Here is a 22,643-nt window from a genome sequence, read left to right on the forward strand (position 1 = left end):
GTCAACGATTGGCGCCCCGTCTGCCGAGTCATCTCACCCAACAATTGCCGCGACACCATCCCCAGTGAAGCCCGTCCTGCTCACGCATTTCACCGCCACAAGCTGCCTCGGACGTGGCCTAGACGCCACGCTCGACGCGTTGCGCGGGCAACGGGGCGGGCTCACGCCATGTCACTTCCCACGCGCCGAACTCGACACGTGGATCGGCGAAGTGCCTGGCACTGATGTCACGCCCGTGCGTGCAGACCTAGCCGATTTCGACTGCCGCAACAACCGGCTCGCCCAGATCGGCCTCACGCAGGACGGCTTTGCCGAAGCTGTCGAAACCGCCAAGGCGCGCCATGGCGGTGGACGCGTCGGCGTGTTCATTGGCACCAGCACGTCGGGCATTCTCGAAACCGAACGTGCCTACCAGCAGCGCGACCCGCAAACGGGGGCGCTGCCGGCAAACTTTCACTACGCACAGACGCACAACATCTATTCGCCCGCCGCGTTTGTGCGGGCGTACTTTGGGTTGGGCGGACCGGCCATGGTGATCTCGTCGGCGTGTTCGTCGGGGGCCAAGGTGTTTGCCTCGGCGCGGCGCATGCTGGCGGCGGGCCTGATCGATGCGGCGGTCGTGGGCGGCGTCGATTCGCTGTGCCTGACCGCGCTGTACGGGTTCAACTCGCTGGAGCTGCTGTCGCGGCAACCGTGCCGGCCATACGATGCGGCGCGCGACGGCATCTCCATCGGCGAGGCCGCAGCCTTTGCGCTGCTGGAGCGCGCCCCCGAGGCGAAGGGCGCGCTGGACGACGATGCAATCCTGCTGCTCGGCATTGGCGAATCGAGCGATGCGCATCACATGTCCTCGCCGCATCCGGAAGGGCTGGGCGCACGCGCTGCCATGGCGCAAGCGCTGGCCACAAGCGGGCTGGCAGCAACAGACATCGATTACATCAATCTGCACGGCACCGGCACGCCCAGCAATGACGCCGCGGAGGCGCGCGCCATCCACGCGATGTTCGACGGCACGGCGTGCAGCTCGACCAAGGGTGCGACCGGCCACACACTGGGCGCGGCGGGTGCATTGGAAGCGGTGATCACAGCGCTGGCGCTGCGCCATCAATTGCTGCCTGCCGGCATCAACACCACGCAGCCGGACCCGACCTTGGCCGTCAACTACCTGACGTCGAGCCACCACGCCCCTGTTCGCACCGCGCTCAGCAACGCCTTCGGATTTGGCGGCACGAATTGCAGCCTGGTCTTCGGCTGCGCAGACCACGTGAGGCTTTCGTCATGACCCGACTGCGCGCCTTCATCGACAGCATCGGCGTGTTGGGCCCCGGTCTGCGGGATTGGCCGCACGCCGCTGACGTGCTCGCCGGGCGCACGCCGTACGCGCACGCACCGACCGAGTTGCCGCCGCCGGCCGGCCTGCCATCGGTCGAGCGCCGCCGCACGGGGCCCGTAGTCAAGCTGGCGCTGGCAGTCGGTCACGAGGCCGTCGCAGCCAGTGGACGCGATGCCGCGACGCTGGCCACCGTCTTCAGTTCGTCCGGCGGCGATGGCCAAAACTGCCACGCCATCTGCGAAACCCTGGCGAGCGACGATCGCAAGCTCTCGCCCACGCGCTTCCACAACTCCGTGCACAACGCCCCCGCGGGCTACTGGAGCATCGCCACGCACGCGATGGCGCCGTCCAATGTGCTGTGCGCGTACGACGGTAGCTTTGCCGCCGGCCTGCTGGACAGCCTCTGTCAGGTTGTGATTGACGCCACACCCACCCTGCTGATCGCGTATGACGGCGAGTACCCGGAACCGTTGAACGCGGTGCGGCCCGTGCCCGATACGTTTGCGGTGGCGATGGTCCTTGCACCCGAAGCCGGCCCGCGCACGCTCGCGCGCATTGACGTCGCGCTGACCGACACGGCGTCCACGGCGCTGACACAACCCGGGCTCGAAACGCTGTGGCGCGGCAACGCCGCAGCCCGCGCGCTGCCGCTGCTGGAAGCGTTGGCGGCACGGCGCGCATCCAACGTCGTGATCGACTATCTGTCCGAGACCCGCGTGCAGGTCGACATCACCTTCGGCACGCCATGACGTCAAGCGTGCAGCCATCTCCGCCACTCGACCGCAACTGGATCGCGGCGCGCATTCCGCACAGCGGCGCGATGTGCCTGCTGGACGCGGTCGTCGCATGGGACGACGCGCACATCCATTGCAGCGCCACGAGCCATCGTGACGCTGCCAACCCGTTGCGCTCGCACGGCCAGTTGGCTGCTGTCTGCGGCATCGAGTACGCCGCTCAGGCGATGGCCGTGCATGGCGCCCTGTGCGATGCTGCGCAAGCCCGGCCGCGCGCCGGTTTTCTCGCCAGCGTGCGCAGCGTTGAAGCGCACGTCCCGCGCCTCGACACCATCGACTCGCCGCTCGACATCGAAGCCGAACGCATTGGCGGCGACGGCAACAACGTGCTGTACCGATTCACCGTGCGCAGTGGCGCACGCATCCTGTTGACCGGCCGCGCCGCTGTGGTGCTCGACGCGTCCGTTGCATGAACCTGTTTGTGAGGATTCCCACCGTGAAAGGTCGTCTACTTTTGATCCCTGCGCTGCTGCTGGCGCTGCTCAGCCCCCTGGCCCATGCCGACTTGTCCGAGACCAAGGAGAACATCAAGCAGGACACGAAGGAAGCGGCGCGCAAGACCGGCCATGCGGCGAAGGAAGCCGGGCATGCGACGGCCAACGCAGCACGAGCGGTTGGCCATGGCGTTAAGAATGCGGCGCATGCAACCAAATGCGGCGTGAAACACGTCTTCAAGAAGCCGTGTGGGAGTAACTAGAACGGCCGCATGTCTGCGCGCTGAAGGCAGCAAAAAACCCGGCATCCTTGGCGGACTGCCGGGTTTTTGTTGTCTGGTGAGACGGACTTAGAAGGGTCAAAAAGGAAGCGGGCACCTGTGAGATGGGAAGTTCGCAGAGGAAGATTTCCTCGCGAAGCCCCGTACCGTAAGGCTCTACGCCCCATTCCCCAGCAAGGTCCGGACCGATACTGTAACCGTATCCGCCCCCATGGCCTCCAAGCACTCGAACAGGAACGCGGCCTGAAACGAGCCGCGCCCCATCTTCAGTTTGATTGTTGTCTCGGTCTCCGCACCCGGACGACGCTCATTCAACAGCTCGGCAAGCGCCTTATAAGTGAGCCCTCGTTGAGCGAGCTCAGAACGCAGCAACGCTGAGGCGGCGCGTCGGTAGCGGTCCTTTGACGCAGAACTTGCATCCGGCATGTTCTTCCTGTAGCTTAGGTATCGTGTGAAGATACTTATGTATCGTATGACGAAGCCTTTGAATCAAGATGGATGTGCTGATATGTGGGTTGGCCACCATCACACGCGGAGTATAGCAACGGGCCCGCGCTCGTCTGGTGCCGTTGGCGTGACCAAGGGCGGGCGGTTCTGCACTCGCGCCGCAGGGTGCTCGGCACCTTGCCATCAGGGAGCCGCTCATGGCGCGGCCAAGGTGCGGCCTCTTGCGCGTAGCCATCAGTTGGTTCAACTGACGACTCTCGATGAGTTGTCAAAGCGCTTTAACGAGAAATTCTCTTTTCTATTTAATAGAAAAATTTCTAATTCCGCCCAATACAGCCAATCTGTTTTCAATTCATTCGAACCCCAAATCCTATTGCAACACGGAATTTCCGTGTTAGGATTCGCATCAATCTAAATTGCTCATCTCATTTAACGAGGAGGCATCTCACTAAGACGCATACGCAAACGACAAACATCTACGGGGAATCCCGTTAGCGTCCAACAAAAAAACAAGGGCGCTAACGGGATTCCCCCGATAGCGCCCTTGCGCCGACAGCCCATAGGACCGACGGACCTCAGAAACCGCAGTGTCCTATGGAACTCCCCCGGTGTCAAGGCTGACTTCATTCGCCCATCGTTTTTGCGAGGGGCGAATGAATAACATCGCCCATATCAGCAGACTCGCGGAATGAGTGACATTAAAAGCGGCACCTCAGAACAAATCCCACATCAGGCTGGTACGCCCCCTTCCACCGAGCAGGAACGGTACCACGTTAAGCAGTTTATTCTGCAGCGAGGCGCCAATCATGGGGAGCGCATATCCATACTCATCGACAGAAACACGGGGGTCCCGGTGACCCTACCGAACGAGCATATGCTATGCGGCAAACGCTTAATGCTCTCCCCCAATAGTTATTTCAACAACCTATCCGGAATAGCAATTATATACAGGTGGGCTGAAAAAAACGGAAAACTGGTATCCGAGAGATTATTCGGAGGCACTGGCTTTGCTGACCATGAGGTGGCTTCCATTTTCACAACCGCCCGTCGACGTCAAAGACGGAGCCGGAAAGGCGCCACTATTGTCGGAAAGTCAGAGCTGCGGGCCCGCATGACTGCCATTAAGGATTTCGTGATTGACGGCATGCGGAGTGCGGCTTTTAAACTCGACCCGCGAACCGACGCCGATAAGTTGAATGCGCTCGAGTATCGCATTGAAACAACGCGTGCGCTATTTGAGCAAAACACCCCGAAAAAGGAATCTGGGTCGATGAGGAAGGGCCTCACTCCCAAGGACGTACAGCTCCTGGTGGAAACGATTGCCCCTGAAAGTGAGAAGAACCCCTGGAAGGAGCCACTCGTCCGGCACCGAAACGCCATCCTTGTCCTCCTTTTTCTTGTTACCGGTGGTCGGCGAGGGGATTTGGGCAAACTCAAGGTGTCAGACATTGTCGGTGGCCCAGCGCCATATGTCCGTTTTTGCGCGCACGTTAACGACCCGAAGGACAGGCGGGTCGCCGAGCCCCGGCTGAAAACCCTACCGCGCGACTATCCCGTCCATCCAGCGATTGCTGCTGCTGTTACTCGATACGTTGAGGGGCACCGCGCAGCAATCCCTAACGCAGACCGCAGCGAGTATTTGTTTCTTGAGACCGGCGAGGGACGCGAGTTGGCCTTGCGGACAATCAACGCAATTTTCGAGACCCTGCAGCGGGTCATTCCTGAGCTGACACCCCACGTCCTGCGTCACACCGAAACGGAAGAAGTGCTGCAAAACGCGGAGGCACTTGGACTGACCGATGCCCAAATTCTCTCGACCGTCATGTGGCTTAACGGCTGGCGTACTGACAACGTGAGGACGTACACGGCGCGCAAGCGCGAACAAACGGCGCGTACGGTAGCAACCGCTCGACAAGAGGAGTTCTTCACTAAATGACCAATCAGGCCAACCTCCGCGACGTCTATGGCAACCCAGTTATCGTCGAGCCTCATCGATGGGTCATCGCTACCTCAAGTGGCACTAAGGAGTTGCGATGGAACGCGTTTGATAGCGCTGGCGAGCTCCTCGCCTCACTCTGTCGGGAATATGTGAGCAATCGCCTGCTCACGGCGTCCCCCATCGAGGCGTACAACGCGTACTCGGACCTCCTCGGCTTCGCTCGGTTCCATGGGTCCACGCATGGTGCGTCAGTGCACACGTCGGTACTGGCATATCTCGCACGCCACACATCCAAAGGCTCTCGCTGGCGCTGGGCTCGAGTGCGCGCGTTCTACAATTTTTTTGCTGAACGGCGGCATCCGGCGTTTGACCAGAGAGTTCTGGTCGACATCAATCGGATGGTTATCAGTGGCAACCCTAAAGGCCTCGCGGTTAGGACCGGCGACCCAGTCAAAAGGCGTATGGCGCGCAAGCGCGAAGAAGCGGCACGCACTGTTGCCATGGCCCGACAAGAGGAGCGTCTGCCCAAATGACCAATCAAGCCGACCTTCTCGACGTCTATGGCAACCGAGTTATCGTCGAGCCCCATCGATGGGTCATCGCTACGTCAAGTGGGATTCAAGAGCTGCCTTGGAAAACGATTGATAGCGCTGGGGAGCTCCTCGCCTCGCTCTGTCGGGAATACGTACGAAATCGTCTGCTCATGGAGTCCCCCATTGAGGCGTACAACCTGCACAAAGACCTCGTCGCGTTCGCTCGGTTCTATGCCTCTATGCCCGGCGCGGCGATGCATCTGGTGGTACTGGCATATCTTGCACGCCTCACATCCAAGGGCCACCGCTGGCGCTGGGCACGGATTCGCGGCTTTTATAGATTTTTTGCAGAACGACGGCACCCGCATTTCGACCAACGAGCTCTGGCCGACATCAATCGGGTAGTCGTGGGCGGCAACCCTAAAGGGGTGGCGGTCAAAACCGGCGACCCTATCAAAGGGCCTATGTCGCGCGAGGAAACCGGTTTATGGAGGGACGCAATCCTTGGCGACGACGACGATAGGACCACTTCAACGCTTGGGTACGGCTCAAGCAGTCCATTGAGGACGGCTGCGTATTCGAACAACTGAATGTGGCCGGGGTCGCTGCTGACAATGCCCTTGTGCGTCCGATACGCATCCCCTCGATGCAACACCCCGTCATAGTCGACAAACACGACGCAGCGTGTTGATGTCCACGGCCGCTCTATCCGGGAAGGCGGTGGCTCAGATGGTGTAGCACGGACACTCAACGTTTAGATTCCAGCGTCATCGAACGACTTGGATACGGACGTTGTGGACATATTGGGGCACGCCGTTGTCACGGAACACACACGTTGCTCGAATTTCGTCGCCATCGAGAACCGTTGTCTGTGTGACAGGCCTGGTTGCGTCACACACGTAGGGCACCAATGCCGCCACCAAATCAGGACTCTGCGGGAATATTTGCAAGGTCGCGCCAGCGCCACACGAATAGTCCTGCCCTTGTGGGTTTCTACCGCCTGAAACCAATAAACCCTCATAGCCCGGTTTGGAGTGAACGAAACATTGGCTCTTGTTCACTCCGACAGCAGATTGCTCTCCGCAGTGAGCAAAGCAGTGATGTAGCCCGCTGCGACATTAGCGTCGTTGAGATTGCACCGGAATAGTCGATACAACCGGCGCATGCCCAGTGCGGCGTCGCCATACTGCAGCTCAGCCAGGGCCACCCTTCGAACCACTTGAGGAGCGCCGCTCAGCTCCAAAGGAGCCTCGCTGAATGCCCTCCGGAGTTCTGCAGGTCTCAGCGTCCGCAAGGCCACGTGGTACCAAAAGTCCCAAGCACTCGCACTAGTCGGACGACGGTCCCTATGTCGTAAGGCAAGCGGCTCCAACCGGGGCCAATCATTCGCCTGCTGCGCCGCGAAGATTGCTGTGGCGACGAACGCATCGTCGTCAAACCAGGAAGGTGGCGCACCGTCGACAATAGCCCGCGCTTTTGCTCGATAGCCGCCTTTGGCATAGGCATCTAGCAGACGCGTTTGCAACTCTCGGCTCTGTCCGATGCCAGGAATGGATACCAGCAGAGCGATTGCCGCCGGGTAGTCTTTAAGCGTGGCGAACGTGTCAGCCGCTTGAATCTTCAAAGGTGTCGCCGATGAGGCCGTCACGATTGTTGCAATCTTTGCTCCAATCGCCGCCGCCTTCTCCACGCTCCCTATCGCTTGGTATATCCGTGCAGCGGTGTTGAGCACGACCAGCGTAGCTTCGGACTCGAAATCATATGCATCGAGGGATGCAGTCACAGCAGCAATTTCGCCTTTTCCGCGAAGCGCAACCCACGTCAACGCCTGTAGAGTGCCCTTCGCTTCAAGGTCAGTGGCAACAGAGGGCAGTTCCGCGACGTGGCCTACCAAGTCCACCCTTCCAAGGATAGCCGCCGCCTCCGCCACCATCATCTGCGCCGAGATGTGCATGTCCGCCAAATGCGGTGCCCCGACGTCTACGACATGTTGGTGGTCATTCAACGCGTGGTATGCGTACACGCGCGGCATGGTGAAATTCTTTGACGAGTCGCCGTGAGCCTCAGCTTCGTCGCAAATGGCTAAGCAGGCATATGCGTCTCCCAGCAACAAGCGTCCTACGGCCAGGTTCACAGCTACATCGCCGACAATCGGGCCGCCCTCCACGGGCCACAGTTTCTCGTCACGAGGCTCGAAGCGTCCACACGCCTCGCTGAGCGTGTACTTAACTTCAGGCGGCAGCAGCTCTAAGGAGGCTAGAAACGGAACTTTGCCAGCGAAGTCCGTTGCTATGAACAGCACGTTGCTCCAGGCGTAAAAGCCAGCGCCGTCAGCGCAGAGGGCGCGGTCCGCATAGGCAAGCGACAGCGCTTGGTCACCAGCATCGTGAAAATTGACAGCCATCATCTGCAAGGCGTCGGCATCAGCCTGGAACTTCGATGGCAAATCGGTTTCTACGAGATACCGTGCGAGCTTGATTTTCGTGTTGGCCCAAGCGAGCCACACCTGAATAGAATCCGGGAAACGCGATATCGCTCTCTCAGCGATATCGAATGCTTGGTCAGCATGGTTAGCAAGCAACAACCCCCGTATTTTTCCGGCACAGATTCTGTCGTCTTCTGGGTAAGTATCGTAGGCAGTATCAAACTTCCGCACCGCACTACTCGCGTCCCCCGTATGCCAATCAACAATACCAGAGAGCAAATACCATCTTGCTTGCTGATGTGCGTCTAAAGTAGAAAACTCATCAAAAACCACGGACAGCAGTGCCTTCGCACGTGAAAAACCCATCTCCTTGACGAACTGAACGACCTTGTCCAGCTGCCTAGATATTACCGAGCTCTCATTTGTAGACAGCGAGGCAATAAAACCAGGCCCACCAACTTGCGAGGCCAACGAGTCAATTTTCGCTGCAAGCGCACTTACTCGCTCAAGAGCCGCTACCGAATTAGCTCGAGTTTCCTCTGTTGACGTCCTGACTTCGTCAAAAACGCCGCCCGGAGCATTGGGGCTATATTTCTGCTGGAGAATCGAGTAGCGATTAATCTGATTACAGATATCATTCCAGAACTCGATACTCACTTTAAATTTGCCAGTTTCAGCGCGGGAATCCGACAAATCCTGAACATACTTTACAAGCTTAGAATCGCTCGGAGTAGTCGTTGCGACAATGAGCTCGTTAATGCTCCAGCCCGCCGCATCAGCGGCCTTGACCTCGTCACTAACGAGACTCTCGGTAATTTTAGTTTCATAGTAGCGCTTGCATTGAATGCCTTTGCGCCCACCTGAACGAGGCTCAACAAAGATATCAACCCCGCCCTGAGACTGCCCACTGCGGCCATTTTTTTTGGGCGTGGGGTCTTCAAAAACCACCGAGTAAATCTCGGCGCAATAGTCTTCGAAATCCTCAGCATCTTTCGGCTTCGAGATTTCCAAGGTGAAGGTGCGCATATTGAGTGCTTTTTCGTTATCCGAAACTGCTACGCGAAACTGGCAAGCTGGCAACGCCAATGCAGGCGACCTCAGTAACCAGCGGACCCGAACTGAAAAATTCTAACGTGAAGCCAATGTGGAGCGGCGCTACCCCTCTACCAGAGCATTATCGCCGCCCACCGAACCCGTGAAGGAAGAGGAAGATGCAGTACTTTCCCCAGGGAGCAAGAGGCAGCGCCTGAGAAGTTTTTTCTCTTCTTGCTCAAAGGCTTAGCTGCTCTCTGCTGCTGCCAATCTTCCTGCTTCACAACACTAAACTGCTGCATGAAAAAGGGCGTCCCTAGAGGACGCCCTAAAATCAACTTTTTCTCTTACCCATCAAGGAGTTAGGTGAAGAATCTTCCTTCCTCTAATGGGTATGCTCACTAGAACGGAATATCGTCGTCCATATCCTCAAAGCCATTCGACGGGGCTGGCTGACGACGTGCGCCACCGCCCTGGCCACCGCCACCTTCGCCGCCGCGCGAGTAACCGCCGCCTTGGCCTTGGCCTTGGCTTTGACCTTGGCTGCGGCCACCGCCGTAGCCACCGCCGCCTTCACCGCCGCGCGAGTAGCCAGCACCACCGCCACCGCTGCCGGCGCCCTCACCACCGCGGCCGCCGAGCATCTGCATTTGTTCTGCGACGATTTCGGTGCTGTATTGCTTCTGGCCGTCCTTTTCCCATTGGCGGGTCTTGAGGCGACCTTCGATGTAGACCGACGAGCCTTTCTTCAGGTATTCGCCGGCGATTTCAGCCAGGCGGCCGAAGAAGGCGATGCGGTGCCACTCGGTGGCTTCCTTCATTTCGCCGCTGGCCTTGTCCTTGTAGCGGTCGGTGGTTGCCACGCGAATGTTGGTGACAGCGTCGCCGCTGGGCATGTAACGCGTTTCAGGATCGGCGCCGAGATTGCCGACGATGATGACTTTGTTGACGGACGCCATGATGAGTTTCCGAAGGTAAAAAATGAAGTGATGCCGCCGTGTTGCCCGGATTAGTGTCGGCGCAGCGCCGGCATTTGCATGGGGCTCGCAATTATAAGCCAGGCAAAAACCAGCGCAGCGCAGCTTAGGAATACCGCATGCTGCCCCGCGTGCAGCAGAATCCAACCGCCGCCAGCCCCGCCCGTAAACAGGCCCAGCGCCTGCGTCGTGTTGTACACGCCCATGGCCGCGCCCTTGCGCACGCCCGGCGCGTACTTCGATACCAGCGACGGCTGCGACGCCTCCAGCACATTGAAACCGAGGAAGTAGACCAGCAGCGCAATCGCCAGCGCGGCGAGCGTCGGATTGACCTCGCCCAGCGCCAGTTGCGCCACCATCACCAGCGCCACAGCCGACAGCAGCACGATCTTCATCTTGCCGCGCTTCTCGGCGGCAATGATGGCCGGCACCATCAGCACGAACGACACGCCCATCACCGGCAGGTAGATCTTCCAGTGCGAATCGACAGGCAGGCCGGCGGCTTCCAGCATGTGCGGCAGCACGACGAACAACGCCGTCTGCGTGGCATGCAGGGCGAACACGCCAAAGTTCAGGCGCAGCAGTTCGGGGTTGCGCAGGACTTCGCGGAACGGCGCCTTCACATGCTCGGGCGGACGCGGCGGGTTGGGCACAACCCACAGCACCACGCCGATGGCGACGATGGCCAGCACACCAATCGCCGTGAACATGCTTGGCATGCCGACCCAGCGGAAGATGACCGGAGCACTCACGATGGCCACGGCAAACGACAGGCCGATGCTGCCGCCGATCATGGCCATGGCCTTGGTGCGATGCTCCTCGCGCGTGAGGTCGGCCACGAAGGCGATCACCGCCGACGAGATCGCCCCCGCGCCCTGGATAGCCCGCCCCACGGCGATGCCCGCGACGCTGTGCGAAAACGCCGCCACTAGGCTTCCCACCGCAAAGATCACCAGGCCCGTGACGATGACGGGCTTGCGTCCGAAGCGATCCGATAGCCAGCCGTAGGGGATATACAGCAACGCCTGCGTGAGGCCATACACGCCGATGGCGAAGGCGACGAGTTGGGTATTGTTGCCGTCGGGCAGCGTTTTCGCGAACACCGCGAAGACCGGCATGATCATGAACAAACCCAACATGCGCAGCGCAAAGATGCCGGCCAGCGAGGCGGCCGCGCGCAGCTCAAGACCGTTCATACGGCCGGAAGCGGAAGTCATGGATGGGGAGGCGGAGGACATGGTGCGGAAACCGCCGCGAAAACCAGAAAGAAAAAGCGGCGACAAGGACACTTGAACGGTTTCACGGATTGCCCCATCTGGGAGCAGATACCAGCAAAACCGAAGTTCGGTATATTAGCAGGCTTACCCTTTTCCACCCTCCCGCCGATTGCCGCAGGCGGTCCGCACTCCGACGCCGCATTCAGCAGCACTCAGCCGCACATGGACGAAATCAAGATTCGTGGGGCCCGTACCCACAACCTGAAGAACATCAACCTCGATCTGCCGCGTAACCGGTTGATCGTGATCACCGGGCTTTCGGGGTCGGGCAAGTCGTCGCTCGCGTTCGACACGCTGTATGCGGAGGGGCAGCGTCGCTATGTGGAATCGCTGTCGGCGTATGCCCGGCAATTCCTGCAACTGATGGAAAAACCCGACGTTGACCTGATCGAAGGTCTGTCGCCGGCCATTTCCATCGAGCAGAAGGCCACTAGCCACAACCCACGCTCCACAGTCGGCACCGTTACCGAGATTCACGACTACCTGCGTCTGCTGTATGCGCGCGCCGGCACGCCCTACTGTCCAGACCACGGTCAGCCGCTGGAAGCGCAAAACGTGTCGCAGATGGTGGATGCCGTGCTGGCGCTGCCGGCCGACACCAAACTGATGATCCTGGCGCCCGTGGTGGCCAACCGCAAGGGCGAGCACGTCGACCTGTTTGAAGCGATGCAGGCGCAGGGTTTCGTGCGCTTTCGCATCCGCTCGGGCGGCGGTACCGCGCACGAGGCTGAAGCCAAGGTCTACGAAGTCGACAACCTGCCCAAGCTCAAGAAGAACGACAAGCACTCGATCGAGGTCGTGGTCGACCGCGTGAAAGTGAACCCGGAACTCAAGCAGCGCTTGGCCGAGTCGTTCGAAACCGCGCTGCGCCTGGCCGACGGCCGCGCCATCGCGCTGGAAATGGACACGGGCAAGGAACATGGCTTCAGCTCCAAGTTCGCCTGCCCGATCTGCTCGTATTCGCTGCAGGAGCTGGAGCCGCGGCTGTTCTCGTTCAACAACCCGATGGGCGCTTGCCCACACTGCGACGGCCTGGGCCAGATCACGTTCTTCGATCCGAAGCGCGTGGTGGCCTTTCCGAATCTGTCGCTGGCGTCTGGCGCGATCAAAGGTTGGGACCGCCGCAACCAGTTCTACTTCCAGATGCTGCAGAGCCTGGCGGCGTTCTACGACGTCGACATCGACGTCGCGTTTGAAGACCTGCCGCCCGAGACCCAGCAGATCGTGCTGCACGGCTCGGGCAAGCAACAGATTCCGTTCACGTACATCAACGAGCGCGGCAAGACCACGGTGCGCGAGCACGCGTTCGAGGGGATCATCCCCAACTTGGAGCGGCGCTACAAAGAGACCGACTCCATCGCCGTGCGCGAGGAATTGGCCAAGTACCAGAACAACCAGCCGTGCCCGGAGTGCCACGGCACCCGCCTGCGCCGCGAAGCGCGCTTCGTCAAGATTGGCGAGGCCGACCAGGCACGCGGCATTTACGAGATCAACGGCTGGCCGCTGCGCGATGCGCTCACGTATTTCCTGACGCTGAACATGCACGGCGCCAAGCGCGAGATTGCCGACAAGATCGTCCAGGAGATCACCGCGCGGCTGAACTTCCTGAACAACGTCGGGCTCGATTACCTGTCGCTGGAGCGCAGTGCCGATACGCTCTCGGGCGGCGAAGCGCAGCGCATCCGGCTGGCGTCGCAGATCGGCTCGGGGCTGACCGGCGTGATGTACGTGCTGGACGAGCCGTCCATCGGACTGCACCAGCGCGACAACGATCGGCTGATCGGCACGCTCAAGCACCTGCGCGATCTCGGCAACTCGGTGCTGGTGGTAGAGCACGATGAAGACATGATCCGCGCGTCGGACTACGTGGTCGACATCGGCCCCGGTGCCGGGGTGCACGGTGGCCAGATCATCGCGGAGGGCACGCCCCAGCAAGTCGAGCAATCGCCGGCGTCGCTGACGGGCGACTACTTGTCGGGCAAGCGCCGCATCGAGGTGCCCAAGCAGCGCACGGCGCCCGATGAAGAGCGCTGGCTGCGCATCATCAACGCCAGCGGCAACAACTTGAAGAATGTGTCGGCGGACATTCCGGTGGGGCTGCTGACGTGCATCACGGGCGTGTCGGGTTCGGGCAAGTCGACGCTGATCAACGACACGCTTTACCACGCGGTGGCACGCCATCTGTACGGCTCGACGCCGGAGCCCGCAGCGCACGATCGCATCGATGGGCTGGAGCATTTCGACAAGGTCATCAACGTCGACCAGTCGCCGATTGGCCGCACGCCGCGCTCGAACCCGGCCACCTACACGGGCCTGTTCACGCCGATCCGCGAGCTGTTTGCCGGCGTGCCGTCGGCCAAGGAGCGCGGGTATGACCCTGGCCGCTTCTCGTTCAACGTCAAGGGCGGCCGCTGCGAGGCATGCCAGGGCGACGGCGTGCTGAAGGTCGAGATGCACTTCCTGCCCGACGTGTACGTGCCGTGCGACGTGTGCCACGGCAAGCGCTATAACCGTGAAACACTGGAAGTGCTTTACAAGGGCAAGAACATCACCGAAGTGCTGGAGATGACGGTGGAGCAGGCGCACGAATTCTTTGCGCCCGTGCCCGTGGTGCGCCGCAAGCTGCAAACGCTGCTGGATGTGGGCCTGGGCTACATCCGCCTGGGTCAATCGGCGACCACGCTGTCGGGCGGCGAGGCGCAGCGTGTGAAGCTGTCGCTGGAGCTATCGAAGCGCGACACAGGCCGCACGCTCTACATCCTGGATGAGCCGACCACTGGCCTGCACTTCCACGATATCGAGCTGCTACTCAAAGTCATCTACAAGCTGCGCGATCACGGCAATACGATCGTGATCATTGAGCACAACCTCGACGTGATCAAAACGGCGGACTGGCTGCTCGATCTCGGGCCCGAAGGCGGTGCGGGCGGTGGGCAGATCATCGCCAAGGGCACCCCCGAAGATGTGGCGAAGAGCAAGGCGAGCTTTACCGGCAAATACCTCGCGCCGCTGCTCAAGCGAAAGTAAGCGCGGTCATCCGGCAACAAAAAAGCGCAGCTTCGGCTGCGCTTTTTTTCGACAATGCCGGGCGTCAGTGGCCGGCTGGTGCCGTCTCGGTCACCACCTCATCCGCGTCTTTCATACGGCTGCGGTTCAACGCCCCTGCTTCGTCCAGCACGGAATACGCGGCGGCGCAGAACAACGAATTCAACCGTTTGAAATCGCTGATGATGTCCAGATGCAATGAGCTGGTCTCGATGCTCTCGGCCGTCTGGGCGGACACCCGTGTGAGGTGACTGCGCGAGTAGCGCTTTTCCAGATCGCGGAAGTGGGCCTTTTCCAGCATCAGCTTCTGCGCGCTGCGCAGGTCGCCCGTCAGGAACACCGACAGCGACAGCTTCAGGTTCGTGACGAGGCGTGCGTGCATGTCTTCCAACTCTTCCATGCCGGCCTCGGAAAAGGCCAGCTTGTGTGCGATCTTCTTCTCGCGTACGTCCTGGAGCAGGCGGTCGAGAATATCGCCAGCGTGCTCCAGGTTGATGGTGAGCGAGATGATGTCTGCCCAGCGCTTGCCCTCGCGCGCGTCCAGCGCTTCGTGGCTCAGCTGCGTGAGATAAAGCTTGATGGCGGTGTAGAGCGCATCCACCTCGTCATCGATGGCGCGGGTGGTTTGCAGCAGGCGCACGTCGTTGGTCTTGAGCACGCGCAGGGTGTTGTCGAGCATGTGCTCAACGCGATCTCCGATGCGCAGCACTTCGCGCGCCGCGTTGCCCAGCGCCAACGTTGGCGTGGCCAGCGCGGAAGGATCGAGATAGCGCGGCGCAACGAGATCGTCGATATGCGCGCCGCCCGGCAGGATGCGCGCGCACAGCCGCGCCATCGTATCGGTAAAGCCGATCAGCAGCACCGCCAGCGCCACGTTGAACACCACGTGAAACGCCACGACCACGTGCTGCGGCGCGACGCCCGCGTGCGGCGCCCACTCCGCCAGCTTGTCCAGAAAGGGCAGCGCCAGCGCGGCGCCAAGCATGCGCGAAAGCAGGTTCCCGAGCGTTGCGCGGCGTGCGGCCTGGCTTGATGACGGCGTGGTCGCCAACGCCGCCACGGCACTCCCGATATTTGCGCCCAGCACAATCGCAAATGCCACCTTGACCGACACCGCCGCCGACGTCGCCAGCGTCGCGCAGAACAGCACCACCGCCAGGCTCGAATAGCACAGCAGCGTGAGCACTGCGCCAATCAGCATGTTCAGGCCGGTGTCTGACGAGAAGGAACTCAGCAGCACGCGCAGCGCATTGGCTTCCACCATGGGGCTCGACGCGACCGAGATCAGCTCCAGCGCCATCATGATCAGCCCCAGGCCGATCAGCACCCGCCCGAAGTGCCCCACTGCATTGCCCTTGCGCGACAGATGCAGGATCACGCCAAAGAAGATCAGCAGCGGCGACAGCCACGACAAGTCCAACGCAAATACCTGCGCCATGATGGCCGTGCCCACGTTGGCACCCAGCAGAATCGCCAGCGCCGACGACACGCCCATCAGTCCTTGAGCAACAAACGCCCCGACGATGGTGGCCGTCGCGTTACTGCTCTGCACCAGGCACGTCACGCCAATGCCGGCCAGCAGCGCAGAGAATCGGTTCGATACGCTGCGCGACAACAGGCGGCGCAAGTCCGCGCCGTAGAGGCGCAACATGCCGACCTTGACGGTCTGCGTGCCCCATACCAACAGGGCGACGCCGGAAAGCAGCTTGAGCAGGGTGATCATTGTTGCCGTGCAGTCTTGCTTATTTGGTCAGGGCGACCCGCAGGCCCAGCCCGATGAAAATGCAGCCGCTCACCCGGTCGAGCCACAGAGAGGCGCGCGGCGTGCGGCGCATCCAACCGCCCAGCGCGGCCGCGCACCAGCCGTAGATGCCGAACACAACGATGGTCTGCGCCATGAACACGCCGCCCAGCAGCAACATCTGCAGCGCCGCATGGCCGGCCTGCGCATCCACAAACTGCGGCAGGAACACCACGAAGAACAACGTCACCTTCGGGTTGAGCAGATTGGCAAAGACGCTCTGGCGATACACCTGCCACAAGTCTGGCACCGCCTGCGGTCCAGCATGATTCGGGCCGATGCCGCCCTTGCTGCGCAGTGCCCGAATGCCTAGCCAGATCAGGTACGCCGCGCCCAGCCAGCGGATCGCCTGGAACGCCACCGGGGACGATTGCAGCACTGCGGCCAGCCCGAGCGCCGCCAGCGTCGTATGAAACAGGCAGCCCGACGCGAACCCCGCTGCCGCCGACAGACCCGCCTGACGGCCCTGGCTTGCGCCGCGTGCAATGACTTGCAGGTTGTCCGGCCCCGGCATCGCCGTGATGGCAATCGAGGTCAGCAGGAACAGCAATACGTGGGGCATCGACATCTCCCGGGGCGCGGGGGAATGAAAAGAATCATGCTACTGCGCGCGGCAGTAGAACGTCATATTTTTGTCACATGAGCGTATGCGGCTGGCGCATCACGCAAAGGCAGCGGGTGACTGCTCAGTGCCCATCAAAGCGGCAGACCGTGAAGAGCGGCAGCCCGCCGTCGATCAGCAATTGCGAGCCGCCCAATTCGGGCAGGTCAACAATCGCCGCGCCCTCTACCACCGTCGCGCCCAGCCGTTCAAGCAAGCGCTTGCCGGCCATCATGGTGCCGCCGGTGGCGATCAGGTCGTCGATCAACAGGACGCGATCGCCGGGCTTGCAGGCATCGGCGTGGATTTCCACCGTCGCGCTTCCGTATTCGAGCATGTACTCCTCGGCCACCGTGTTGAACGGCAGCTTGCCTTTCTTGCGGATCGGCACAAAGCCGAGGTTCAGCTCATACGCCACGATCGAGCCGAGGATGAATCCGCGCGCATCGATGCCCGCCACCAGATTCAGCCCCTGCCCCATGTAGCGATGGACGAACACGTCCACCAGCACGCGCAGGCTCTTCGGGTCCTGCAGCAGCGGCGTGATATCGCGAAACATGACCCCGGCCTGCGGCCAATCCGGCACCGTGCGGATGCGGTCGCGCAGGTAACGCGATACATCGCCCAATTCGGTGGAAGCGGGAATGGACGACGGCGTCAGCAGCGCCGCCTGGTGAGGAGGAACTTGGTTCATGGCAAAAACAGGAAAGCAGGAACGTGGTCTGCGGTAATGGGCTACCACCCGGGCCGAATGGCGCCGAACCACAATGGGCAAACCCCAACCATACAGGAGACGCGGCGATGGCAAAGAAAATTCTGATGCTGGTCGGCGACTACGTGGAGGACTACGAAGTCATGGTCCCCTTCCAGGCGCTGCAGATGGTCGGCCACACGGTGCACGCCGTCTGTCCGGACAAGCGCGCTGGCGATTCCGTCGCGACCGCCGTTCACGATTTCGAAGGCGCGCAGACGTACTCCGAAAAACCCGGCCATCGCTTCACCGTCAACGCCACCTTCGCCGACATCGACCCGGCAGCGTATGACGCACTTGTCGTGCCCGGCGGCCGCGCGCCCGAATACCTGCGACTGAACGCCGGCGTGCTTGATGTCGTGCGGCACTTCGCCCATGCGGACAAACCCATCGCGGCCATCTGCCACGGTGCACAGCTGCTATCGGCGGCGGGTGTGCTGGAAGGCAAGGCGTGCTCGGCATATCCGGCATGTGGCCCCGAAGTCACGGCGGCGGGCGGCACCTTCAAGGACATCCCCGTCGACCAGGCCCACACCGACGGCAAGCTGGTCACGGCGCCCGCCTGGCCGGCACATCCGGCGTGGTTGGCACAGTTTCTTGAAGTCCTGGGCACGCGGGTTCTACACTGATTCGGTTGCCCGCACGCCGGGCGCCCCAGGAGCCCCCGGCCATGTGCGAAATCTTCATCCGCGCCAATCCCCATTCCTACGACAGCCTCGCGCGTTCGCTACGCCTGCACGGCGTGGCGACCAGCGTGCGGCTGGAGTGCCTGTTCTGGGAGGTGCTCGAAGAGATTGGCCAGCGCGATGGCCTGACGGTCAACCAGCTCATCAGCAAGCTTTACGACGAGTTGTTCGAGCGTCGCGGCGAGGTGGCGAACTTCGCGTCGTTCCTACGCGTCTGCTGCCTGCGCTATCTCATGCTGAAGCAGGAGGGGCGCATTCCGGCCGATACGCGGGTGTCGATCAGCTCGCTCGATGCCGCGGCGGTGCTGGATGGCCTGCCGGCCAACATGGCCGATGCCCCACCGCCGCGCCGCTCGCGCGGGCCGCTACTGGAAACGTTCATCAAGTAAGCGCTGGCATCAACGCGGCGAGAGCCGCTCCTCGGCCATCTGCAGCCCCTCGGGTGTGCCGCGCAGCACAACGATATCGCCCAGCTCCAGCACCGTATCTGGATCGGGATCGAGCGCGCGAATGCCCTGGCGCCGAATCGCCGTGACCGACGTCTTGAACGTTTCCAGCCCCATCGTGCCGAGCTTATGGCCGATGGCAGGCGAGCCTTTGACCAACGGCACCGAGTGCAGGCGCACGGCGTCGCGCTCGAGCATGTCCTCCTCGTCATCCTGACCATGGAAGTAGCCGCGCAGCAGGCTGTAGCGTGCATCGCGCATCTCCTGCGCACGGCGCACCACGCGGCGCAGCGGCACGCCCAGCAGCACCAGCGCGTGTGAGGCCAGCATCAGGCTCCCTTCGATGATCTCGGGGACGACCTCGGTGGCGCCGGCTTGCTGCAGGCGATCCAGGTCGGCATCGTCGATGGTGCGCACGATCACGGGCAGGGTCGGCTCCAGCGCCTGCACGTGGTGCAGCACCTTCAATGCTGAAGCCGTATCGGCATAGGTAATGGCGACCGCCGCTGCGCGGTGGATACCGGCGGCCACCAGCGACTCGCGCCGCGCCGCGTCGCCATAGACGACGTGCTCGCCCGCGGCCGCAGCCTCGCGCACGCGGTCGGGGTCCAGATCGAGCGCGACATAGCCGATGCCCTCCTGCTCCACCATATGCGCCAGATTCTGGCCGCTGCGCCCGTAGCCGCAGATGATGACGTGGCGCTCGGTGGCAATGCTCTGCGCGGCAATCTTGGTCATGGCCAGCGATTGCATCAGCCAGTCCGTGCGCGACAGCCGCATGGCAATCACGTCGCTGTACTGGATCAGGAACGGCGCCAGCAGCATCGACAAAAGCATCGCCGCCAGGATCGCCTGGCCGAGCAGCGGGTCGATCAGTCTCATGCCGTCAATCTGGTTCAGCAGCACGAAGCCGAACTCACCGGCCTGCGCCAGCCCCAGGGCCGTACGGATCGCCGCACCGCCACCTGAACCGAAGGCCCGCGCCAGCAGCGCAATCAACACAAACTTGAACAGCACCGGCGCCATCACCAGCCCCAACACCAGCGCCCAGTGCTCGAAGACCACGCGCGGGTCCAGCAGCATACCGACCGTCACGAAGAACAGCCCCAGCAGCACGTCGCGGAACGGCTTGATGTCTTCTTCCACCTGCAGCTTGTACGGCGTTTCCGACACCAGCATGCCGGCCAGGAATGCGCCTAGCGCCATCGAGAGGCCCAGCCGCTCCGTCAGCGCCGCCATGCCCAGCGTGACCAGCAGCAGGTTCAGCATGAACAGCTCCTGCGAGCGCCGCGCCGCCACGAGGTGGAACCAGCGCGACAGCAGCTTCTGCCCCAGAAACAGGATCAGCACCAGCGCGACGGTGATCTTGAGCGCGGCAATGGACAGCGCTAGCACAAGGTCCGTTGGGTTCTTGCCCAATGACGGCACCACGATCAGCAACAGCACGACCGCCAGATCCTGGAACAGCAACACGCTGATGATGTTGCGGCCGTGCTCGGTCTCGAGCTGCAGACGCTCTGCCAGCATTTTTGAGACGATGGCCGTGGACGACATGGCCAACGCGCCGCCCAGTGCCAGGCCTGCCTGCCAGGACAGCGGGTACCAGTGGGACAGCACCATCGAAACGGGAATCGTGAGCAGGATGGTCAGTCCCACCTGCGACGCCCCGAGCCCCAGCACCAGCCGCCGCATCGAACGCAGCTTGGAGAGGTTGAACTCCAGCCCGATCGAGAACATCAGGAAGACCACCCCGAATTCCGCCAGGTAGCGCGTCTGCGCCGTATCGGATTCCAGCCCTGTCGCCTTCGGCCCGATGAGGACACCCACCACGAGGTACGCCAGCATCGGCGGCAATTGCAGCATCCGGAACAGCACCACGCCGATCACGGCGGCGGCCAGCAACACGAGGGTGAGTTCCAGCGGCGAATGCATGCGACGCGAAAAAACCAATCGAAAGGGGTTGGACAGGAGGGCCGGATGCCGCGCATCAAGACGGTGCGTGCGCAAGCGAGCACGCAGGCGCTGCAAGACCGATGCCAGGATATAAACGAAGAACGCGATACGCGAGACGCCGCAGAGCAAAAAATGACGGCGTGGCGACGGGAAGAAAGTGATTTGGAAGCCGAATGCCGCGGCGCAGCAAAACGGAGCGCCCGCACGCTCCGCCCACTCCCCGCAAGTCAAGTCCCAACGCGCCGCCAGCGGCCGAGGACTGTGTCAATCGTTGTTATACTTCGCCGCCATGATAGCGAATTTCAATCCGGACCGAGCGCTTGCGCTGGCGCAGCAAACCTTCGACATCGAAGCGCAAGCCGTACTCGGTCTCAAAACCCAGGTGTCCGCCGACTTTGCGCGCGCGGTCGAAATGGTGCTCGGCTGCACCGGCCGTGTCGTCGTGTCCGGCATGGGCAAATCGGGCCACGTGGCGCGCAAGATTGCCGCCACGCTGGCCTCGACCGGCACGCCGGCCTTCTTCGTGCACCCGGCCGAAGCCAGCCATGGCGATCTCGGCATGGTCACCCACGACGACGTTTTCATCGGCTTTTCCAATTCCGGCGAAGTGTCGGAGCTGAACGTCATCCTGCCGCTGGTCAAGCGGATGGGCGCCAAGCTGATCGCCATCACGGGCAACCCGGAGTCCTCGCTCGGCAAGCACGCCGACGTGGTGCTCAACTCGCATGTCGATGTCGAAGCCTGCCCGCTGAACCTTGCTCCCACCGCCAGCACCACCGCGCAGATCGCGCTGGGCGATGCGCTGGCCGTGGCCGTGCTCGACGCACGCGGCTTCGGTGCAGAAGACTTCGCACGCTCGCATCCGGGCGGATCGCTCGGCCGCAAGCTGCTGACGCACGTGCGTGACGTCATGCGCGCCGGCGACGCCATCCCCCGCGTGGACCAAGACACGTCGCTGTCGCAGGCGCTGATGGAAATCACCCGCAAGGGCATGGCGATGACCGCCGTGGTCGATGCCCAAGGCCGCGCCGTGGGCGTGTTCACCGACGGCGACCTGCGCCGCCTGCTCGAAACCCCGCGCGACTGGCGCACCGTGCCCATCCACGAGGTCATGCACAGCAACCCGCGCTCGGTCGGCCCCGACCAGCTCGCCGTTGAAGCCGTCGAAGTCATGGAAACGCACCGCATCAACCAGTTGCTGGTGGTCGATGCCGCCGGCCTGCTGGTCGGCGCGCTGCACATCCACGACCTGACGCGGGCCAAGGTCATCTGACCCGCCCACGCCACTGATGATCACTCCGGCCCCATTTCCCACCGACAGCGTCCACAGCAACATCGACGCACGCTTTCCGCAGGCAATGGAACGCGCCGCGCGCGTGCGTCTGATGGTGTTCGATGTGGATGGCGTGCTGACCGACGGCCGCCTGCTTGTCGGCCCTGAGGGTGAAATCAGCAAGGCGTTCGACACGCTCGACGGCCACGGCATCAAGCTGCTGGCACAGGCCGGCGTCACCACGGCCATCATCTCCGGACGGCAATCCGAAATCGTGGCCTGGCGCGCCGGGGAACTCGGCATCGAACATCTGTACCAAGGCGTAGCCGACAAGCGCGAGGCATTTGCCCGCCTGCTGGCTGCCACGCAACTTCAGGCCACCGACGCCGGCTACATGGGCGACGACTGGCCCGACCTGCCGGTAATGACGATGATGGGCTTTACCGCCTGCCCCGCCCAGGCCCATGCCGAACTGCGCAGCCGCGCCCACTACGTCGCCCAGGCTACGGGAGGACGTGGCGCCGTGCGGGAAGTGGCCGACCTGATCCTCAAGGCTCAAGGCGCCTATGACGCCCTGCTTGCGCAACTGCTGCAGGCCCCGCAATCCTTCTGACT

General features: G+C 62.1%; 20 protein-coding genes. 11 read left to right on the plus strand and 9 right to left on the minus strand.

What is annotated here, in order from left to right; genetic code table 11:
• The first annotated feature begins 64 nt into the window (after nt 1–64).
• The 4 genes from DOD19_RS13180 to DOD19_RS13195 are packed head-to-tail and all read left to right on the plus strand — an operon-like array spanning nt 65 to nt 2,824.
• A complete protein-coding gene (locus DOD19_RS13180; RefSeq protein ID WP_112185916.1) occupies nt 65–1,282 on the plus strand; it encodes a beta-ketoacyl-[acyl-carrier-protein] synthase family protein in 1,218 nt (405 codons plus the stop codon).
• Nucleotides 1,279–2,082 (plus strand): beta-ketoacyl synthase chain length factor, encoded by an 804-nt coding sequence (locus DOD19_RS13185; protein WP_112185918.1) that lies wholly within the window; start codon nt 1,279–1,281, stop codon nt 2,080–2,082. The genes DOD19_RS13180 and DOD19_RS13185 overlap by 4 nt, the downstream gene beginning before the upstream one ends.
• A complete protein-coding gene (locus tag DOD19_RS13190) occupies nt 2,079–2,540 on the plus strand; it encodes a hotdog family protein (RefSeq protein ID WP_112185920.1) in 462 nt (153 codons plus the stop codon). Before DOD19_RS13185 ends, DOD19_RS13190 begins: the two co-directional genes overlap by 4 nt.
• Complete coding sequence (locus DOD19_RS13195; RefSeq protein ID WP_239498000.1) at nt 2,537–2,824, plus strand: hypothetical protein; 288 nt, start codon at nt 2,537–2,539, stop codon at nt 2,822–2,824. Before DOD19_RS13190 ends, DOD19_RS13195 begins: the two co-directional genes overlap by 4 nt.
• Before the next feature lie 174 nt (nt 2,825–2,998).
• Here DOD19_RS13195 and DOD19_RS27930 read toward each other — a convergent pair whose 3' ends face one another.
• Nucleotides 2,999–3,268 carry a DUF6471 domain-containing protein gene (locus DOD19_RS27930; protein ID WP_112185922.1) on the minus strand — a complete coding sequence of 90 codons (270 nt, stop codon included), beginning with the start codon at nt 3,266–3,268 and terminating at the stop codon, nt 2,999–3,001.
• 709 nt (nt 3,269–3,977) lie between these two features.
• Between DOD19_RS27930 and DOD19_RS27935 the strand changes: the two genes are divergently transcribed.
• Nucleotides 3,978–5,225, plus strand: a complete 1,248-nt coding sequence (locus DOD19_RS27935; protein ID WP_112185924.1) for a site-specific integrase — start codon at nt 3,978–3,980, stop codon at nt 5,223–5,225.
• Nucleotides 5,222–5,761 (plus strand): hypothetical protein, encoded by a 540-nt coding sequence (locus tag DOD19_RS13210; RefSeq protein ID WP_112185926.1) that lies wholly within the window; start codon nt 5,222–5,224, stop codon nt 5,759–5,761. The genes DOD19_RS27935 and DOD19_RS13210 overlap by 4 nt, the downstream gene beginning before the upstream one ends.
• A 334-nt stretch (nt 5,762–6,095) precedes the next feature.
• Here the strand turns inward: DOD19_RS13210 and DOD19_RS28235 are convergent, their stop codons facing one another.
• The 4 genes from DOD19_RS28235 to DOD19_RS13230 form a co-directional block, all read right to left on the minus strand.
• On the minus strand, nt 6,096–6,437 hold the full coding sequence (locus DOD19_RS28235) for a hypothetical protein (protein ID WP_343226175.1): 342 nt from the start codon (nt 6,435–6,437) through the stop codon (nt 6,096–6,098).
• Nucleotides 6,438–6,818: 381 nt separating this feature from the next.
• The gene (locus tag DOD19_RS13220; RefSeq protein ID WP_112185928.1) at nt 6,819–9,212 is read right to left on the minus strand and encodes a hypothetical protein; all 2,394 of its coding nucleotides are present in this window, start codon (nt 9,210–9,212) and stop codon (nt 6,819–6,821) included.
• 407 nt (nt 9,213–9,619) lie between these two features.
• A complete protein-coding gene (locus DOD19_RS13225; RefSeq protein ID WP_112185929.1) occupies nt 9,620–10,177 on the minus strand; it encodes a single-stranded DNA-binding protein in 558 nt (185 codons plus the stop codon).
• 50 nt (nt 10,178–10,227) lie between these two features.
• Nucleotides 10,228–11,391 carry an MFS transporter gene (locus DOD19_RS13230; RefSeq protein ID WP_204360061.1) on the minus strand — a complete coding sequence of 388 codons (1,164 nt, stop codon included), beginning with the start codon at nt 11,389–11,391 and terminating at the stop codon, nt 10,228–10,230.
• Between the two features lie 243 nt (nt 11,392–11,634).
• On the opposite strand from DOD19_RS13230, the gene uvrA reads away from it, so the two are divergent.
• Nucleotides 11,635–14,499, plus strand: a complete 2,865-nt coding sequence (gene uvrA, locus DOD19_RS13235) for an excinuclease ABC subunit UvrA (RefSeq protein ID WP_112185933.1) — start codon at nt 11,635–11,637, stop codon at nt 14,497–14,499.
• A gap of 64 nt (nt 14,500–14,563) precedes the next feature.
• On the opposite strand, the gene DOD19_RS13240 is transcribed toward uvrA, so the two are convergent.
• From DOD19_RS13240 to DOD19_RS13250, 3 genes are all read right to left on the minus strand, one after another.
• Nucleotides 14,564–16,240, minus strand: coding sequence for a Na/Pi cotransporter family protein (locus tag DOD19_RS13240; protein WP_024976703.1), 1,677 nt, complete (start codon nt 16,238–16,240; stop codon nt 14,564–14,566).
• Between the two features lie 19 nt (nt 16,241–16,259).
• Nucleotides 16,260–16,880 (minus strand): LysE family translocator, encoded by a 621-nt coding sequence (locus tag DOD19_RS13245; RefSeq protein WP_112185935.1) that lies wholly within the window; start codon nt 16,878–16,880, stop codon nt 16,260–16,262.
• A gap of 124 nt (nt 16,881–17,004) precedes the next feature.
• Complete coding sequence (locus DOD19_RS13250; protein ID WP_045202521.1) at nt 17,005–17,613, minus strand: adenine phosphoribosyltransferase; 609 nt, start codon at nt 17,611–17,613, stop codon at nt 17,005–17,007.
• Nucleotides 17,614–17,720: 107 nt separating this feature from the next.
• Here DOD19_RS13250 and DOD19_RS13255 point away from each other — a divergent pair, with 107 nt between their 5' ends.
• Together DOD19_RS13255 and DOD19_RS13260 are read left to right on the plus strand one after the other, a co-directional pair.
• Entirely contained in the window at nt 17,721–18,299 is a 579-nt protein-coding gene (locus DOD19_RS13255) for a DJ-1/PfpI family protein (RefSeq protein WP_024976706.1), read from the plus strand.
• A gap of 41 nt (nt 18,300–18,340) precedes the next feature.
• Nucleotides 18,341–18,745 (plus strand): ribbon-helix-helix domain-containing protein, encoded by a 405-nt coding sequence (locus DOD19_RS13260; protein WP_024976707.1) that lies wholly within the window; start codon nt 18,341–18,343, stop codon nt 18,743–18,745.
• 9 nt (nt 18,746–18,754) lie between these two features.
• On the opposite strand, the gene DOD19_RS13265 is transcribed toward DOD19_RS13260, so the two are convergent.
• Nucleotides 18,755–20,734 (minus strand): monovalent cation:proton antiporter family protein, encoded by a 1,980-nt coding sequence (locus DOD19_RS13265; RefSeq protein ID WP_024976708.1) that lies wholly within the window; start codon nt 20,732–20,734, stop codon nt 18,755–18,757.
• Between the two features lie 310 nt (nt 20,735–21,044).
• On the opposite strand from DOD19_RS13265, the gene DOD19_RS13270 reads away from it, so the two are divergent.
• On the plus strand, nt 21,045–22,028 hold the full coding sequence (locus tag DOD19_RS13270; protein ID WP_112185937.1) for a KpsF/GutQ family sugar-phosphate isomerase: 984 nt from the start codon (nt 21,045–21,047) through the stop codon (nt 22,026–22,028).
• 16 nt (nt 22,029–22,044) lie between these two features.
• A complete protein-coding gene (locus tag DOD19_RS13275) occupies nt 22,045–22,641 on the plus strand; it encodes an HAD family hydrolase (protein WP_112185939.1) in 597 nt (198 codons plus the stop codon).
• The last annotated feature ends 2 nt before the right edge of the window (nt 22,642–22,643 follow it).

The sequence above is a fragment of the Ralstonia sp. GX3-BWBA genome (assembly GCF_003290055.1).
Lineage (GTDB): Bacteria > Pseudomonadota > Gammaproteobacteria > Burkholderiales > Burkholderiaceae > Ralstonia > Ralstonia holmesii.